At 51.5% G+C, this 15758-nt stretch carries 16 protein-coding genes and 3 tRNA genes; 14 read left to right on the top strand and 5 right to left on the bottom strand.

From position 1 onward, the window contains the following. The first annotated feature begins 21 nt into the window (after positions 1-21). The 6 genes from pgsA to PGR79_RS03900 all read left to right on the top strand — a co-directional run bounded on the left by pgsA (position 22) and on the right by PGR79_RS03900 (position 2664). Positions 22-570 (top strand): CDP-diacylglycerol--glycerol-3-phosphate 3-phosphatidyltransferase, encoded by a 549-nt coding sequence (gene pgsA, locus PGR79_RS03925; RefSeq protein WP_045390257.1) that lies wholly within the window; start codon positions 22-24, stop codon positions 568-570. Between the two features lie 151 nt (positions 571-721). Then, a tRNA-Gly gene (locus PGR79_RS03920) sits at positions 722-797 on the top strand. A 40-nt stretch (positions 798-837) separates the two neighbouring features. Next, positions 838-911: transfer RNA gene (locus PGR79_RS03915), tRNA-Cys, on the top strand. 13 nt (positions 912-924) lie between these two features. After that, positions 925-1011 (top strand) — tRNA-Leu (locus PGR79_RS03910). Positions 1012-1309: 298 nt separating this feature from the next. Further along, positions 1310-1876 carry a DUF805 domain-containing protein gene (locus PGR79_RS03905; protein ID WP_113373556.1) on the top strand — a complete coding sequence of 189 codons (567 nt, stop codon included), beginning with the start codon at positions 1310-1312 and terminating at the stop codon, positions 1874-1876. Positions 1877-1995: 119 nt separating this feature from the next. Further along, positions 1996-2664: a YecA family protein gene (locus PGR79_RS03900; RefSeq protein ID WP_015705973.1), complete on the top strand. Its 669-nt coding sequence runs from the start codon at positions 1996-1998 to the stop codon at positions 2662-2664. A gap of 25 nt (positions 2665-2689) precedes the next feature. Here PGR79_RS03900 and tyrP read toward each other — a convergent pair whose 3' ends face one another. After that, positions 2690-3901 carry a tyrosine transporter TyrP gene (gene tyrP, locus PGR79_RS03895; RefSeq protein ID WP_113373557.1) on the bottom strand — a complete coding sequence of 404 codons (1212 nt, stop codon included), beginning with the start codon at positions 3899-3901 and terminating at the stop codon, positions 2690-2692. Positions 3902-4092: 191 nt separating this feature from the next. On the opposite strand from tyrP, the gene PGR79_RS03890 reads away from it, so the two are divergent. Further along, the gene (locus tag PGR79_RS03890; protein ID WP_047037243.1) at positions 4093-4332 is read left to right on the top strand and encodes a YecH family metal-binding protein; all 240 of its coding nucleotides are present in this window, start codon (positions 4093-4095) and stop codon (positions 4330-4332) included. A 35-nt stretch (positions 4333-4367) separates the two neighbouring features. Here the strand turns inward: PGR79_RS03890 and ftnA are convergent, their stop codons facing one another. Then, positions 4368-4865 (bottom strand): non-heme ferritin, encoded by a 498-nt coding sequence (gene ftnA, locus PGR79_RS03885; protein WP_015365960.1) that lies wholly within the window; start codon positions 4863-4865, stop codon positions 4368-4370. A gap of 384 nt (positions 4866-5249) precedes the next feature. On the opposite strand from ftnA, the gene PGR79_RS03880 reads away from it, so the two are divergent. Next, positions 5250-5888 (top strand): RpiB/LacA/LacB family sugar-phosphate isomerase, encoded by a 639-nt coding sequence (locus PGR79_RS03880; protein ID WP_113373558.1) that lies wholly within the window; start codon positions 5250-5252, stop codon positions 5886-5888. Between the two features lie 44 nt (positions 5889-5932). Here PGR79_RS03880 and PGR79_RS03875 read toward each other — a convergent pair whose 3' ends face one another. Next, positions 5933-7357, bottom strand: a complete 1425-nt coding sequence (locus PGR79_RS03875) for an MFS transporter (RefSeq protein ID WP_087860663.1) — start codon at positions 7355-7357, stop codon at positions 5933-5935. 127 nt (positions 7358-7484) lie between these two features. Between PGR79_RS03875 and PGR79_RS03870 the strand changes: the two genes are divergently transcribed. Further along, positions 7485-7736 (top strand): DUF2766 family protein, encoded by a 252-nt coding sequence (locus PGR79_RS03870; RefSeq protein WP_015365964.1) that lies wholly within the window; start codon positions 7485-7487, stop codon positions 7734-7736. Between the two features lie 56 nt (positions 7737-7792). Here the strand turns inward: PGR79_RS03870 and PGR79_RS03865 are convergent, their stop codons facing one another. Then, complete coding sequence (locus PGR79_RS03865; protein WP_032711938.1) at positions 7793-8296, bottom strand: non-heme ferritin-like protein; 504 nt, start codon at positions 8294-8296, stop codon at positions 7793-7795. A gap of 777 nt (positions 8297-9073) precedes the next feature. Here PGR79_RS03865 and PGR79_RS03860 point away from each other — a divergent pair. From PGR79_RS03860 to otsA, 5 genes are all read left to right on the top strand, one after another. After that, positions 9074-10054 carry an arabinose ABC transporter substrate-binding protein gene (locus tag PGR79_RS03860; RefSeq protein ID WP_045376344.1) on the top strand — a complete coding sequence of 327 codons (981 nt, stop codon included), beginning with the start codon at positions 9074-9076 and terminating at the stop codon, positions 10052-10054. Between the two features lie 61 nt (positions 10055-10115). Then, positions 10116-11630 carry an L-arabinose ABC transporter ATP-binding protein AraG gene (araG, locus tag PGR79_RS03855; protein WP_113373559.1) on the top strand — a complete coding sequence of 505 codons (1515 nt, stop codon included), beginning with the start codon at positions 10116-10118 and terminating at the stop codon, positions 11628-11630. A gap of 14 nt (positions 11631-11644) precedes the next feature. Beyond that, complete coding sequence (gene araH / locus PGR79_RS03850; protein ID WP_045390289.1) at positions 11645-12625, top strand: L-arabinose ABC transporter permease AraH; 981 nt, start codon at positions 11645-11647, stop codon at positions 12623-12625. Positions 12626-12786: 161 nt separating this feature from the next. Next, positions 12787-13590: a trehalose-phosphatase gene (gene otsB / locus PGR79_RS03845; protein ID WP_113373560.1), complete on the top strand. Its 804-nt coding sequence runs from the start codon at positions 12787-12789 to the stop codon at positions 13588-13590. After that, positions 13565-14980: an alpha,alpha-trehalose-phosphate synthase gene (gene otsA, locus PGR79_RS03840; RefSeq protein ID WP_113373561.1), complete on the top strand. Its 1416-nt coding sequence runs from the start codon at positions 13565-13567 to the stop codon at positions 14978-14980. The genes otsB and otsA overlap by 26 nt, the downstream gene beginning before the upstream one ends. 28 nt (positions 14981-15008) lie before the next feature. On the opposite strand, the gene uspC is transcribed toward otsA, so the two are convergent. Next, positions 15009-15431: a universal stress protein UspC gene (uspC, locus tag PGR79_RS03835; RefSeq protein WP_113373562.1), complete on the bottom strand. Its 423-nt coding sequence runs from the start codon at positions 15429-15431 to the stop codon at positions 15009-15011. Positions 15432-15758 lie beyond the last annotated feature (327 nt).

The raw sequence follows: 15758 nt of genomic DNA, 5'->3' as shown, positions 1-15758 counted from the left end.
AACATATAGTTACCCGTTACCATGCAATTTAATATTCCGACGTTGCTCACTCTGTTTCGCGTTATTCTGATACCGTTTTTCGTGCTGGCGTTTTATCTGCCTTTCAGCTGGGCACCTTTCGTTTGCGCGTTAATTTTCTTTGTGGCTGCCGTTACCGACTGGTTCGATGGCTATCTGGCGCGTCGCTGGAACCAAAGCACGCGTTTTGGCGCTTTCCTTGATCCAGTCGCGGATAAAGTAATGGTGGCGATTGCCATGGTGCTGGTTGCCGAACACTACCACACCTGGTGGGTGACATTGCCGGCAGCGACGATGATCGCGCGTGAAATTATTATTTCTGCTCTGCGCGAGTGGATGGCAGAGCTGGGTAAACGCAGCAGCGTAGCCGTATCATGGATTGGTAAAGTGAAAACGACAGCTCAGATGGCGGCGCTGGTCTGGATGCTGTGGCGGCCGAATATGTGGGTGGAGTGGGCAGGTATCGTTCTGTTCATGGTTGCTGCGGTGTTGACGCTGTGGTCAATGCTGCAATATTTGAACGCTGCGCGCGGCGATTTGCTTGAACAGTGATCGTTTCGACGCAAATTTCAGCAAACGAGACGAAGTTGCGAAAAATACCGTTGACTCACCGCGTGAGATAAGTAGAATGCAACGCATCGAACGGCGGCACAGTCTTCCAGACGATAACAAAATCAAGTGATTACCTAATCTACTTGATGATGCGGGAATAGCTCAGTTGGTAGAGCACGACCTTGCCAAGGTCGGGGTCGCGAGTTCGAGTCTCGTTTCCCGCTCCAAATTGAAAGCATCGGCAGTAGCGGGTGTTTAGATATTAAAGGCGCGTTAGCAAAGCGGTTATGTAGCGGATTGCAAATCCGTCTAGTCCGGTTCGACTCCGGAACGCGCCTCCACTTTATATCCCGAGCCCGGATGGTGGAATCGGTAGACACAAGGGATTTAAAATCCCTCGGCGTTCGCGCTGTGTGGGTTCAAGTCCCACTCCGGGTACCATTGGGATAAAGTAGAATAATCAAAGCAATAAGCAGTGTCGTGAAACCACCTCCGGGTGGTTTTTTCATTTCTGAATTGTCCTTTTTTGACATCCTTCCCACCAGCCGAGTTAGGCTTTGAGCGCTATAAAACGGTCATGAATACGCTGAAATCTACCGCGTTTCCCTTACCTATTTTTATCAGGAAATTTGCAAACCATTTAAGGTAATATATCACTGACGTTAATGTTAACGCTGTATTGATATCCTTTGGGTATGTGACGCCTTAATGGCAATGATAATTATATATGAGGGATCTTATGGCCACGTTGCTTGAAAGCTACGGGAACTGTTTTCGAAAATACGCCACTTTCCGCGGCCGCTCCGCGCGCCAGGAATATGTGGTTTTTACCATTGCTAACTTTATATTGTCCGCGATCCTGGGATTGATCCCCGTCGTTGGCGGTATCTTCGGGTTAATTATTATCATTCCGGGGATCGCGGTTGCGGTGCGTCGTTTGCACGATCTCAACAAATCCGGCTGGTGGTTGCTGGCGCCGTACGGCATTATGCTAATTGGCCTGATTGGCATTGCCGCCACTGTCGAAGAGGGCAGAGCCGCAGTATGGGTATGGGTGATCGCGCTGGGTGGGCTGGCCGCGTTGGTGATGTCGATTTGGATGATTTTCACCCGTGGCACCATTGGCAGTAATCGCTTTGGTGAGGAACAGAACGATGGCAACAGCGGCGGTAACACGATGGGTAAGAATTCTGCCGCGGATGACGTCAGAGAGCGCCTGGCACAGGCTAAGAAAATGCTCGATGAGGGCGTTATAAGCGCAAGTGAATACGAAGTGATGCGTGCTAATATCATTAAAGATATGTAATTGATGCGCCGCCGGGTCTGCCGGCGTTAATAAATTCACCTGTGTGAGCGAGAGCGGGTGGTTTTCTCCTCCCATTTTCGCTACTGTAAGCGCCATTTTTCTACCATCATGAGCCTGTAATGAAAACCGGACCCCTGAACGAAAGTGAACTTGAGTGGCTGGATGAGATCCTGTCGAAATATGCCACCGAGGGCGCCATCCTTGATGTCTCCGAACTTGACGGTCTGTTGACGGCTATCTTATCCGGGCCGAGCGAAATCGAACCCGCGCAGTGGCTGCTGGCTATCTGGGGTGGAGCGGATAACGTGCCGCGCTGGGCTAACGATCGTGAACGCGATCGTTTCGTCAACCTGACGCTGCAGCATATGAGCGACATCGCCGAACGTCTGGCCGACTATCCGGAGCAATTTGACCCCCTGTTCGGCACCCGCGAGTTTGAAGGCCAGGAGCTGACCATCGTTGAAGAGTGGTGCTTTGGCTATATGCGAGGCGTTGCGCTGTGCGACTGGTCGACGTTACCTGCAGAACTGCAGCCACAGCTCGATGCCATTGCGCTGCACGGAACGGAAGAACGTTTCGAAGCGCTCGATACGCTGACCGCGGATGAATTTGTCGAAAGCGTTGATAGCATCAAGCCCGCTGCGCTGGCTTTATATAATTACTGGATGGAAAATGCTCAGCCGACGGCCGTGCAGCAACCGGTAAGAAATGAGACCAAGGTGGGGCGTAATGATCCTTGCCCCTGCGGCAGCGGCAAAAAGTATAAGCAGTGTTGCTTAGCTAAATAAAAAAGGGGCCAAATGGCCCCTTTTGTTATCCCACCGCGGGGAGTAATCCCGCCACAATGCCGAATTGAATGGCCACAATCGCCACTCCACAGCCCAATACCAGCCATAGCGCAATCGAGCCGCCCGGTACACGCCATGTCGCCTGCGGGTGCAGTTTTCGGCTCTTCATTACCAACAATGATGGCAGCATCAGCGCCAGTACGGCGAGCGCCACGCCGGCGTACCCCAGCGCCATCACGAAACCTTGCGGATAAAACAGGGCGAACGCCAGCGGCGGCAGGAAAGTGATGACGCCGCTCTGAACACGCCCGGCAGGCGTATTTTTACGTTGGAACAAATCAGCAAGGTAATCAAACAAACCCAGTGCGACGCCGAGGAAAGACGTCGCCAGGGCGAAATCGGCAAACAGATGTACCGCCACCTCTACATGCGGCGAGGCGACAACATCGCGGATCGCTGCCAGCAGGCCGTTCAGGCCGGAGTTCTTCGCCAGCACGGCGGTAAAGGCCGGAGAGTCAATGCTGCCAAGCGTGGCGAGTTGCCAGAAGATGTAGGCTACCAGCGGAATAAAGCTACCGATGATAAACACGCGGCGCAGTTTGCGAATATCGCCATTCAGGTAGCTAACGATGCTGGGAATACTACCGTGAAAACCAAACGAGGTGAAAATCACCGGAATAGCGGATAGCGCCAGGCCCTGCTGTAGCGGCAGCGTCAGAAGATTTATCTGGTGAATATGGGGCAGCAGCAGCACCAGCATCACCGCGAGGAAGATAATTTTGGCGCTAAATAAAAAGCGGTTAAACAGATCGACCAGAGAAGTACCGATGCACACCACCGCGCCGCCAATGCCGGTAAAGAGCAATACGCCAGCAGAAGGCGGTAGGCTCCAGTTCAGCCACTGATTAAGACTGGAGGCCAGCAGCTCTCCAGCGCCGCTGATGTAGGCCGCCGTTAGCGCATACATCAGAAACAGCATACAGAAACCGGTAATCCATTGACCGTAACGGCCGAGATAGCGCGCCGCCAGTGAGCCTAATCCCATATCCGCAGGGACATGTTGATAAACCTCCAGCAGCAGCAGGGCGGTGTAGCACATCAGCGCCCACAGCGAGATCAGTAATACCAGGGTGACGCCAAAACCGACTCCCGCTGAAGCGAGCGGCATCGCCAACATACCGGCGCCAATGGTGGTACCGGCAACGATTAAAATACTACCCAGAGTGCGGTTCTTCACGCTTTTCTCTATCTATGAAGGAATGAACGAATAATTATGTCGCGCAGAGTATGTGAAATGAGTGATTTCGTCAAATGATGGTTACAAGTGGTGTAATTATATCTTTACATTTATGGGGGCAGAAAAGGCTGCGTTGGCGCAAAGCCGCCAGGCGCATGCTGATATATGCTGCACGCTTTACAGGAGGAGTTATGTCATCTATTCATGGTCATGAAGTACTGCAGATGATGATCGCATCGGGCGAGTCGTACAGCGTTGCCAGTCTCGAAGCGGCCATTAAGAGACAATTTGGCGAAGATGCCCGCTTTCACACCTGTTCGGCGCAGGATCTGGACGCGGCGCAACTGGTGACGTTTTTGCAGCGGAAAGGAAAATTCATCGCAGTTGAAGAGGGTTTCAATACCAGCGAGAGTAAAATTTGCCGTCATTGAGCGCGCGGCGGCCGGGGAGGCCGCCGCTGTGGGAATTAGTTTTGCGTATCGAGGGTTGCCAGTTCTTTATCGATAAAGTACAAGCCTTCACCGCTTTTACCGGCAAGGGTCAGTTTATCAATAACAGATTTGAATAATTTCTCTTCTTCATGCTGTTCTGCTACGTACCATTGCAGGAAATTAAAGGTCGGGTAATCCTGGTTGGTCATTGCCGCATGCGCCAGTTCATTAATTTTTTGCGTAATTAACTGTTCATGTTCATAGGTCTGGCGGAACAGTTCATCCAGCGAAGCATATTCGGCAAACGGCGAACTAATGGCATTAATGCGCGGCAGGCTGCCGGTATCGGTCAAATAGTCGAACAGGCGCTGCATGTGCGTCATTTCTTCCTGCGCGTGGCGGCGGAGAAAGGCGGCTGCACCTTCAAAGCTATGGTAGCTGCACCATGCGCTCATCTGCTGATAAAGCAAAGAAGAATAAAGCTCAAGATTCATTTGCTCATTAAGTTTTTCGATCATTTCTGCTTTCAGCATGGCGTCCACTCCGGAAATAAAGATTAAATCATATTGTGCCATCACTATAATTTGTTAGTAATTTATTTGCAAAAAGTAAATTAAAAAAATCAATTAGTAAAAATGCAAATGGGAATAAAACGCATTGGCAATATAATAATAAATGAGAATGGTTTTAATTTGATATTTATTTCGTAAATTATCGCGCAAAGAGAAACTACAAATATTAAGTGGTGTGAACATGGAACGGTAGGGTCGGGCCGAGTGAGGCTGGAAGTGTGAAGCGTCATGCTTTTTATAAAACACCTTTTCATAAAGTTTGAAAAAGCATTTATGAAGTAGTAGAGTCCTGATAACGCTAACACATATCGGGCAGCGCCCGGACAGTATTCAGGAGAGTTCAGCATGAAAATCGCACTGATGATGGAAAACAGCCAGGCCAGCAAAAATGCTATCATTCTCAACGAGCTTAATGCCGTTGCCGATGAAAAAGGCTTCCCGGTTTACAACGTAGGAATGAGCGATGAACAGGATCATCATCTCACCTATATCCATCTGGGTATCATGGCCAGCATCCTGCTGAATTCCAAAGCGGTCGATTTTGTGGTGACCGGTTGTGGAACCGGGCAGGGGGCGCTGATGTCGTTGAACATCCATCCCGGAGTAGTCTGTGGTTATTGTATTGACCCGGCGGATGCCTTCCTGTTTGCCCAAATCAACAACGGTAACGCGTTGTCGCTGCCTTTTGCTAAAGGCTTTGGCTGGGGGGCGGAGCTTAACGTGCGCTTTATCTTCGAGAAGGCCTTCACCGGCCGTAATGGCGAGGGCTATCCGCCGGAACGTAAAGAGCCGCAGGTTCGCAATGCTGGGATTCTGAATAAAGTGAAAGCGGCGGTGGTGAAAGAAAATTATCTTGATACCTTACGAGCTATCGATCCGGAACTGGTAAAAACCGCCGTTTCCGGGCCGCGGTTCCAGCAATGCTTCTTCGAAAACTGCCAGGATAAAGAAATCGAAGCTTTCGTACGCCAGATTATAGGCTAATAGGGCTTTTCAAACAGGCCTGCATCAATATGCGGGCCTGTTTGTTATGGTCGTGCTTTACTGGATACCGTGCTACCGGCATCTCGCGTAAGTCGCAGCGTATCAATCATCCCTATCAAACAGATCAGCGCGATAAAGACAAACGCCAAACGGAAATCAATTCCCGGTAGCGTCGTCAGGTTAAACCACTCGCTCAACTGTTCACCGATGCGAATGCCGATAGCGCCGAGAGTGATTCCGAGCCCAACCGCCAGCTGTGAAGCGGTGCTGAACAGCGTATTGGCATAACTCATCTGGGCGGAAGGAACGTCGGCAAAAGCGAGCGTACTGACGCCGGTAAATTGGATGGAACGGAACACCCCGCCAAGATAGAGGATCAACATTATCAGCCATACCGGCGTTTGCGGCGTTAACAGCGCGCAGGCAAGTAGCGAGGCGACATTCAGCGCACCGTTAATCAGCAATAAGCGGCGAAACCCCAACCAGCGGATGAGCGGCGTAGTTGCGGGCTTGATAGTGAGATTGCCGACAAAAACGGCCAGCACCAGTAGCCCGGAATGAAAAGCATCCATACCGAACCCTACCTGGAATAGTAGCGGAAGCAGAAACGGGACGGCGCTTATCGAGGCGCGAAATAGTGAACCGCCGTACATGGTTACCCGGAAAGTAGGAACCCGCAGAGCGTCCAACCGTACCATTGGCCAGGCGGCGCGGCGGAAATGACGTAGCGCAAAAGCCATACATCCAATACCCGTCGCCAATAGCGCCAGCGTTTGCCAGCTTTGCGGCTGTTGGTCGCCGAGTCGTTCCATCGCCGCCACCAGGCTTATCATTGCCAATGATGTCGCCACAAAACCGGGTAGATCGAAAGGGCGACGTTCTTCTTCACGGATATTGGGAATGATGCGTAGCGAAAGCGCCATCGCCAGTAGCCCGAGCGGAACGTTAATAAAAAAGATCCAGTGCCAGCTGGCGTAACTGGTAATGAAGCCCCCGAGCGGCGGGCCGATTATCGGTGCGACCAACGCCGGCCAGGTTAGCGTGGCGATTGCTTTGATGAGCTGATCTTTGGGCGTGGTGCGCAACACCGCCAGTCGCCCGACGGGGACCATTAGCGCGCCGCCGACGCCCTGTAGAATGCGCATTGTCACAAAGCTTTCGAGGTTGCGCGATAAACCGCAGAAAACGGAGGCGAGGGTAAAAATGGCGAGTGCCAGCGTAAACACTTTCCGCGCGCCGAAGCGGTCAGCAATCCAGCCGCTGGCCGGGATCAGCACCGCGAGGGTGATCAGGTAGGCGCTGATGCCAATATTGAGCGCGACCGCCGCTACGCCAAACTCCTTCGCCATATCAGGCAGGGCGGTAGCGATGACCGTGCCATCGAGAAACTCCATAAAGAAAGCGCCAGCCACCAATAATGCCGGGGCGGAAAAAGCGCCTTTTTTCGGCGTAATTGTTGTTGTACCCATTGATTCGTTGCCATAGCAAAGTGAATAAGTATCTTTGCGGTACGTTTTCTTTTCGCCGCTCCCGCACATGTTTTTTTATCTGGTGCGATTTAGGTTACTATTACGCTCCTGAAAATAGGAGTAAAAAATGTCTCAACCTTTCACTGAACAAGATGAGTTGGTATCCGATGTCGTCGCATGCCAGCTGGTCATCAAACAGATCCTCGATGTGATTGACGTTATCGCCCCGGTCGAGGTGCGCGAAAAAATGGCGACGCAGTTAAAAGCGATTGATTTTGCGAGTAACCCTGCTTCGGCGGATCCGGTGACGCTGCGCGCAGTGCAAAAAGCAATTGCGCTGATTGAGCTGAAGTTTACCCCGCAGGGTGAAGCGCACTAGATTATCTCTGAGAAGTTGATTGCCTGGCCGTTCCAGTCTGAAACGGCCAGATTCAATTAGTGCTGTTGAGGCGAGATGAGATTGAGAAGTCGGCGGTCCGTTTGCTCCATACCGAGCCCGGCTTTATCAGCAGTCCGTATTTCTTCAAGAACGGTTTGTAGTAACAGCCCATCTTGCTGCTGCTCTTTCTCCAGCAGCGTCAAAAAACGCCACGTCGTGTCATCGCGCTGCGCTTTGGCTTCCTGCGCCAGACCGGACAGCATGCTGCTACGTTGCTGATACTCTTCAAGGGTTTTGGCAAACACTTCTTCAAGCGTTGTGCATTGCGGGGGATAGCTTTCATCGGCTTTGACAATTGGCCAGGCGCCGGCCTTTTTCATATAGTCAAAAACCTGCATCATTAACGTCACGCTTGATTGAGCTCGGGTACGCAAGAAGGTAGCGGTGCCGTTGAGACGCTGCTGCGCGCACCATTCGCCTAAATGTAGATAAACATTTGATGCGTGAAACTCGAGATTAATCTGGGTATTTAATTTCTGAACCATTCCTGGAACTGCCATAACAATATCCTTATTTATCCGCATGGGAAGTATGACGCGCTACCATCGCCTCACAGGCGAGTTTTGCAAGCGCAACGCAATAGGCAGGAAATAAAAACGGTGCATTCCATTTGCACGTGACTATTTATTTATATCTGCCGATACATCAAGAATACCCTTAGATGTCGAATAAGAAAACTCTCAACATGCGTTATTTACGATTTGTTACAACATCAGTTTTACTGCTTGTTTTTATTGTCTTTTTTGTGGTTTTTAAATCGTAACACATTGAATTTAAATGGTTATATTTAATAGTTCGTAGAGCTAGTTAATTTGTATTAATGAAGGTGATTTAACGGTAAATTCATATATCGATCATAGCTTATTCATTATTCGGAAATAGCGAGATGATAATGAACTTGTGATAGATCATTTTTTGTTAGAAGTGGAAGAATAACGTATAAGCTGACGGAGAATCGAAGGATAGAGTAGCCCGGGATGGCGTTAGCGAACCCACAAGGATAAGTCTGCTGGTGATATGGACTATTGTGCCACACATAACGCTAATTGTCTGACAATTAGCGTTTTTTTTATGTCATTTTTTGCTGAATTTATGTACGCAATTACTGTAATTCTGCGGTGTGATGACGCTCTCGTATGGATAAATAATTTCCAGTTAAAACTATTTTAACAACGGCAATGTTGATTGCGTTTTTTCTAATGCCTTGTTTTAAGACTGATAAAAAATTTAAGTCCGATTTTTCCCTACAGAAAAGCGAATTAAAGCTGGAGTTTACCATGCACAAATTTACTAAAGCGCTGGCGGCCATTGGTCTCGCGGCGGTTATGTCACAATCAGCTATGGCTGAAACCCTCAAGCTCGGTTTCCTGGTGAAGCAGCCAGAGGAGCCCTGGTTCCAGACCGAGTGGAAATTTGCTGATAAAGCCGGCAAGGATTTGGGCTTTGAGGTGATTAAAATCGCGGTGCCAGATGGTGAAAAAACGCTTAATGCAATCGACAGCCTCGCCGCCAGCGGCGCGAAGGGATTTGTCATCTGCACCCCGGACCCAAAACTGGGGTCGGCGATTGTTGCCAAGGCTCGCGGCTATGACATGAAAGTTATCACCGTCGACGATCAGTTTGTTAATGCCAAAGGTAAGCCGATGGAGAGCGTGCCGCTGGTTATGATGGCCGCCAGCGAAATCGGCGCTCGTCAGGGGCAGGAATTGTATAAAGAGATGCAAAAACGCGGCTGGGACGTGAAAGATACCGGCGTGATGGCGATTACCGCCGATGAACTGGATACTGCCCGCCGCCGCACCACTGGCTCGATTGACGCACTGAAAGCAGCGGGGTTCCCGGAAAAACAGATCTATCGCGTGCCAACCAAATCCAATGATATCCCAGGGGCCTTCGATGCTGGCAACTCCATGCTGGTTCAGCATCCGCAGGTGAAACACTGGTTAATTGTTGGTATGAACGATAACACCGTGCTGGGCGGCGTACGGGCAACTGAAGGCCAGGGCTTTAAAGCGCCGGATGTTATCGGCATCGGTATTAACGGCGTCGACGCGGTGAACGAGCTTTCGAAAGCCCAGCCGACAGGGTTCTATGGATCTCTGCTGCCAAGCCCGGATATCCATGGCTATAAAACTAGTGAGATGCTCTACAACTGGGTGACCAAAGGTACCGAGCCGCCGAAATTTACCGCCGTGACGGACGTGGTGCTGATTACCCGCGACAACTTTAAGCAAGAGTTGGCTAAGAAAGGGCTGTAAGGCCGGGTTCATTCTGCCTCCCGCACTGGCGGGAGGTTATGCGTAGTTGAGCGGAGTCGTTATGCAACAATCTACCCCTTATCTCTCATTTCGCGGTATCACCATGACGTTCCCGGGCGTTAAAGCACTGTCTGACATTAGCTTTGACTGCTATCGCGGGCAGATCCATGCGTTGATGGGTGAAAACGGCGCCGGGAAGTCCACTCTCTTAAAAATTCTCAGCGGTAATTACATTCCAACCGCCGGGCATTTGCAAATTGATGGCCAGCAAATGGCATTCACGAATACTACCGCTGCGCTGAATGCTGGCGTAGCGATTATTTATCAGGAACTTCATCTGATCCCGGAAATGACCGTGGCGGAGAATATCTATCTGGGCCAGTTGCCGCATAAAGGCGGCATTGTGAACCGGTCATTGCTGAACTATGAAGCGCGGCTGCAGCTGGAGCATCTGGGGCTGGATATCGACCCGGAAATGCCGCTGAAGTATTTGTCGATCGGCCAGTGGCAGATGGTAGAGATCGCCAAGGCGCTGGCGCGTAACGCGAAGATCATCGCTTTCGATGAACCTACCAGCTCACTCTCTGCACGCGAAATCGACAATTTGTTTCGCGTCATCCGCGAACTGCGTGAAGAAGGGCGGGTGATTATTTACGTCTCGCACCGTATGGAGGAAATTTTCGCCCTCAGCGATGCCATTACCGTGTTTAAAGATGGCCGCTACGTGCGCACCTTCGATGACATGCGGCTGGTGGATCACGATGCCCTCGTGCAAGCGATGGTAGGGCGTAATCTTGGCGATATCTACGGCTGGAAAGCGCGTGAATATGGCAGCGAGCGGTTACGACTGGATCAGGTTAAAGCGCCAGGCGTCAGAATGCCGATCAGTTTATCGGTACGCAGCGGCGAAATCGTCGGCTTGTTCGGTCTGGTCGGGGCCGGACGCAGTGAATTAATGAAAGGGCTGTTTGGCGGCAGCAGAATTACCGGCGGTCAGGTCTATATCGACGGTCAGGCGATAAACATTCGCAAACCCGCGCAGGCGATTCAGGCGGGAATGATGCTGTGTCCGGAGGATCGCAAAGCCGAGGGCATCATTCCGGTACATTCGGTGCGCGACAACATCAATATCAGCGCGCGACGTAAGCATATTCATGCCGGCTGCCTGATTAACAACGCCTGGGAAGCGAGTAATGCCGAACAGCATATCAAATCGCTCAATATCAAAACCCCAGGAGCTGAACAGTTAATTATGAATCTCTCCGGTGGTAATCAGCAGAAGGCTATTCTTGGTCGCTGGTTGTCGGAAGAGATGAAGGTCATCCTGCTTGATGAACCGACCCGCGGCATCGATGTTGGCGCAAAGCATGAAATCTACAACGTTATCTATGCGCTGGCGGCTTCTGGCGTGGCGGTCGTTTTTGCCTCCAGCGACCTGCCAGAGGTGCTCGGCGTCGCTGACCGCATCGTCGTCATGCGCGAAGGTGAAGTGGCCGGTGAATTGCTGCATGAAGACGCGAATGAACAGCAGGCGCTGAGCCTTGCGATGCCTAAAGTCAGCCAGGCCGTAGCCTGATTAAGGAGTGAATGATGTCATCTGTAACTACGCCCAGCGCCGCACGATCCTCTTTCAGCTTCGGCCGAATCTGGGATCAGTTTGGTATGCTGGTGGTCTTCGCCGTGTTGTTCATCGGCTGCGTGATCTTTGTTCCTAACTTTGCCTCTTTCGTCAATATGAAAGGGCTGGGGCTGGCGATTTCCATGTCGGGAATGGTTGCCTGCGGTATGTTGTTCTGCCTGGCCTCCGGGGATTTCGATCTGTCAGTCGCTTCGGTCATTGCCTGTGCCGGTGTGACGACAGCAGTCGTTATTAATCTCACCGAAAGTCTGTGGATTGGTATTGCCGCCGGATTACTATTGGGGGCGGTCAGCGGGCTGGTGAATGGTTTTGTTATTGCGCGTTTGAAAATCAACGCGCTAATCACAACTCTGGCTACCATGCAAATCGTCCGCGGGCTGGCCTATATTATTTCCGATGGTAAAGCGGTTGGCATTGAGGATGAACGTTTCTTCACCCTGGGTTATGCCAACTGGCTTGGTCTGCCGGCGCCTATCTGGCTGACGGTTGCCTGCCTGATCGTCTTTGGGCTGCTACTGAATAAAACCACCTTTGGCCGCAACACGCTGGCCATAGGGGGCAATGAAGAGGCGGCGCGCCTGGCAGGGGTGCCTGTTGTTCGTACCAAGATCATCATCTTTGTTCTTTCAGGTCTGGTATCGGCGGCGGCGGGGATTATCCTGGCTTCGCGCATGACCAGCGGGCAGCCTATGACCTCAATTGGTTATGAACTGATTGTGATCTCGGCCTGTGTCCTGGGCGGCGTCTCGCTAAAAGGCGGGATCGGTAAGATCTCTTATGTGGTGGCCGGGATCCTGATCTTGGGTACCGTGGAGAATGCGATGAACCTGCTGAACATCTCGCCATTCTCGCAATATGTGGTCCGTGGGGTAATATTGCTGGCAGCGGTTATCTTCGACCGTTACAAGCAAAAAGCGAAACGTTCGCATTAATTGCGCGCAACTTTTAAGTCTACTCCTAATGTCCCGCCGGCGCCCGCTGCGCTGGCGGTGACTATCAAAAATGGCGAGGCTGGTCACACTGTCTATACTTACATGGCTAACAATTAGTTAACAACCAGCATAACGCTGGCCATGATAAGGAGGAACACAGGGTGGCTGACCAGATATCTGTACCGCCTGAGCTAACCGGAAACCACGCTTTTTTTCTGGATCTTGACGGCACGCTTGCCGATATCAAACCTCATCCCGATCAGGTTGTTATCCCCGAAGACGTCCTTCAGATGTTGCGATTACTGGCACAGCAGCAACATGACGCTGTGGCATTGATTTCAGGGCGCTCACTCGCAGAGCTCGATGCACTTACCCGTCACTGGCGATTACCGCTTGCCGGCGTCCACGGGGCTGAACGCCGCGATATCAATGGAAAAAGACATGACGTATCACTACCGCCGGCGCTCAGCCGTGAAGTCGGCGAAGCATTAACGTCGGCGCTCCAGACGTTGCCTGGCAGTGAACTGGAAGATAAAGGCATCGCTTTTGCGCTGCACTATCGCCAGGCGCCACAACACCAGAGCGCCATCCTGGCATTGGCGCAGGAAATCGTACAGCGTTATCCGATTCTGGCCATTCAGCAAGGGAAGTGTGTCGTAGAGATCAAGCCACGTGGCATCAACAAAGGTGAAGCGATTGCCGCGTTTATGCGGGAAGCGCCTTTTGCGGGACGAACGCCGGTATTTATCGGCGATGACCTGACTGATGAGGCGGGTTTTACTATGGTTAATCAATTAGGCGGAATATCGATAAAAGTTGGACAAGGCGACACACAGGCGCGCTGGCGGCTGGCAAATGTTGCCGCCGTACATCAGTGGTTACGTCATGTCGTCGACAATACGCAATGCCTGGATGTATTCACTAACGGGAGGGATGACCATGGGTCGTTTAGTCGTAGTATCTAACCGTATTGCAACGCCGAATGATAAAAAGGCCAGCGCAGGCGGCCTGGCGGTGGGCATTTTAGGTGCGCTGAAGGCGAGCGGCGGCACGTGGTTTGGTTGGAGTGGGGAAATCGGCGATGATAACCAGCCGTTGAAGAAGGTGAGTAAGGGGGATATTTCCTGGGCCTCATTCAACCTGAGCGAAGAAGACCACGAACTCTACTACAATCAATTTTCCAATGCGGTGCTATGGCCCGCTTTTCACTATCGTCTCGACTTAGTCAATTTTCAGCGTCCGGCCTGGGATGGCTATTTACGCGTTAACGCTGCCGTGGCGCAAAAGCTGCTGCCGCTGCTAGCCGACGACGATATGATTTGGGTTCATGATTATCATCTGTTGCCATTTGCCAGCGAATTACGCAAAAACGGTGTGAAGAACCGCATCGGCTTTTTCCTGCATATTCCGTTCCCGACGCCTGAAATATTCAACGCCTTACCTCCACATGCGGAGCTTCTTGAACAGCTTTGTGATTATGATTTGCTCGGCTTTCAGACCGAAAATGACCGACAGGCATTTGTTGATTGCGTCGCCCAGCAAACCACCTTATGTGAAGTGGGGCATCAGCAATACCGCGCCTGGGGCAAGACGTTCCGTACTGCCGTCTATCCGATAAGCATTGAGCCTCAGGAGGTCGCGCGCAGCGCCAGCGGGCCGTTGCCGCCGAAGTTGGCTCAATTGAAAGCTGAACTAAAAGGCGTTAAGAATATTTTTTCCGTTGAGCGGCTGGATTACTCCAAGGGGTTGCCGGAGCGTTTTCAGGCTTACGAGGCGCTATTGGAAAACTACCCCCAGCATCGTGGGAAAATTCGCTATACCCAGATAGCGCCCACTTCGCGGGGTGATGTTCAGGCGTATCAGGATATCCGCCATCAGCTGGAAACGGCCGCCGGACGAATCAACGGCCACTATGGTCAACTGGGGTGGACGCCGCTGTATTATCTGAATCAGCATTTCGATCGCAAACTGCTCATGAAGGTATTTCGTTATTCCGACGTGGGGCTTGTCACGCCGCTGCGCGACGGCATGAACCTCGTAGCCAAGGAGTTTGTCGCCGCACAGGATCCCGCAAACCCAGGGGTGCTGGTGTTATCGCAGTTCGCTGGCGCGGCTAATGAACTGACTTCCGCGCTCATCGTCAACCCCTACGATCGCGATGAAGTGGCGGCGGCGCTGGATCGCGCACTTACGATGCCGCTTGCCGAGCGAATTATTCGCCATGGCAAAATGCTCAAGGCGATCGAGAGTAATGATATTGATAACTGGCAGGCGCAGTTTGTTGCCGATCTAAAGCGGGTAAAGTCGCATGAAGATAGCTGCCAGCAGCCAACCGTAGTTACTCCCTCCGCGTAGTCAAAACGGCTGATGCTTCGGCATCAGCTTATTCCAGGGAAACCAACAGCACATCAACGCCGCTGCTGCCGACGATATTCTTCGCTGAACAGGTCGCGCGGGAAAACAGGCTCTGGTTATGGTTGCCGCAGATCACCAGGTCGACGTGATGCTGACGACAAAAATCCTTCACGTGATGACAAAGCTCGCCGCTGGCGATAGTCATTTTGCTGATGGGATACTCCGCCTGGGCGGCGAGTTCATTAAGAAAGCTACGTGTCTCCTCCTGCATAATCTCACGCAAATTCTCCATCATCGGCGCGGCGAACTGATTATACATCTCCGGATCTGTAGCCAGCGTGATCAGGCTGACCTGCGCATTGAACGGACGTGCTATAGACACCGCTTTATTGACCAACATGCGGCTTTCCGGCGTTGGGGCGACGGCGACTAACAGATGAGAGTAGGGCATCTAGCCTCCTTGAGATACGCAACGGGACCTTTCTACTTTCTTTACTCCTAATTCCATTTTTCCACAAGGGGTATTCGCGCGGTTGAAAACGCCTTTCTGCGAACGTGTGGTATCAGATTCTGGCAGCTGACTCGCAAAAATGATTCCCTCTTTTGCTTTAAAAGAAACGCTGTTTTATAAATCGGTGACGCATGTTGCCCGGCCCTTTGTTTTTTTGCCACTGAATGATTGGTACTGGCAAAAATGCAAAGGTAAGCCGGTTTTCATGATCTTACTGTAGCCATGTATCCGCAAAACTTCGGTATAGCCCGTGGTAAGACCGAAGTT

Origin of the sequence: Klebsiella sp. 141161, from assembly GCF_050600815.1 — a bacterium.
In the GTDB taxonomy this organism is placed as follows: Bacteria; Pseudomonadota; Gammaproteobacteria; order Enterobacterales; family Enterobacteriaceae; genus Klebsiella; species Klebsiella aerogenes.
Note: the sequence above shows the minus strand (reverse complement) of the source record. Positions and strands in the feature narration are given on the sequence as shown.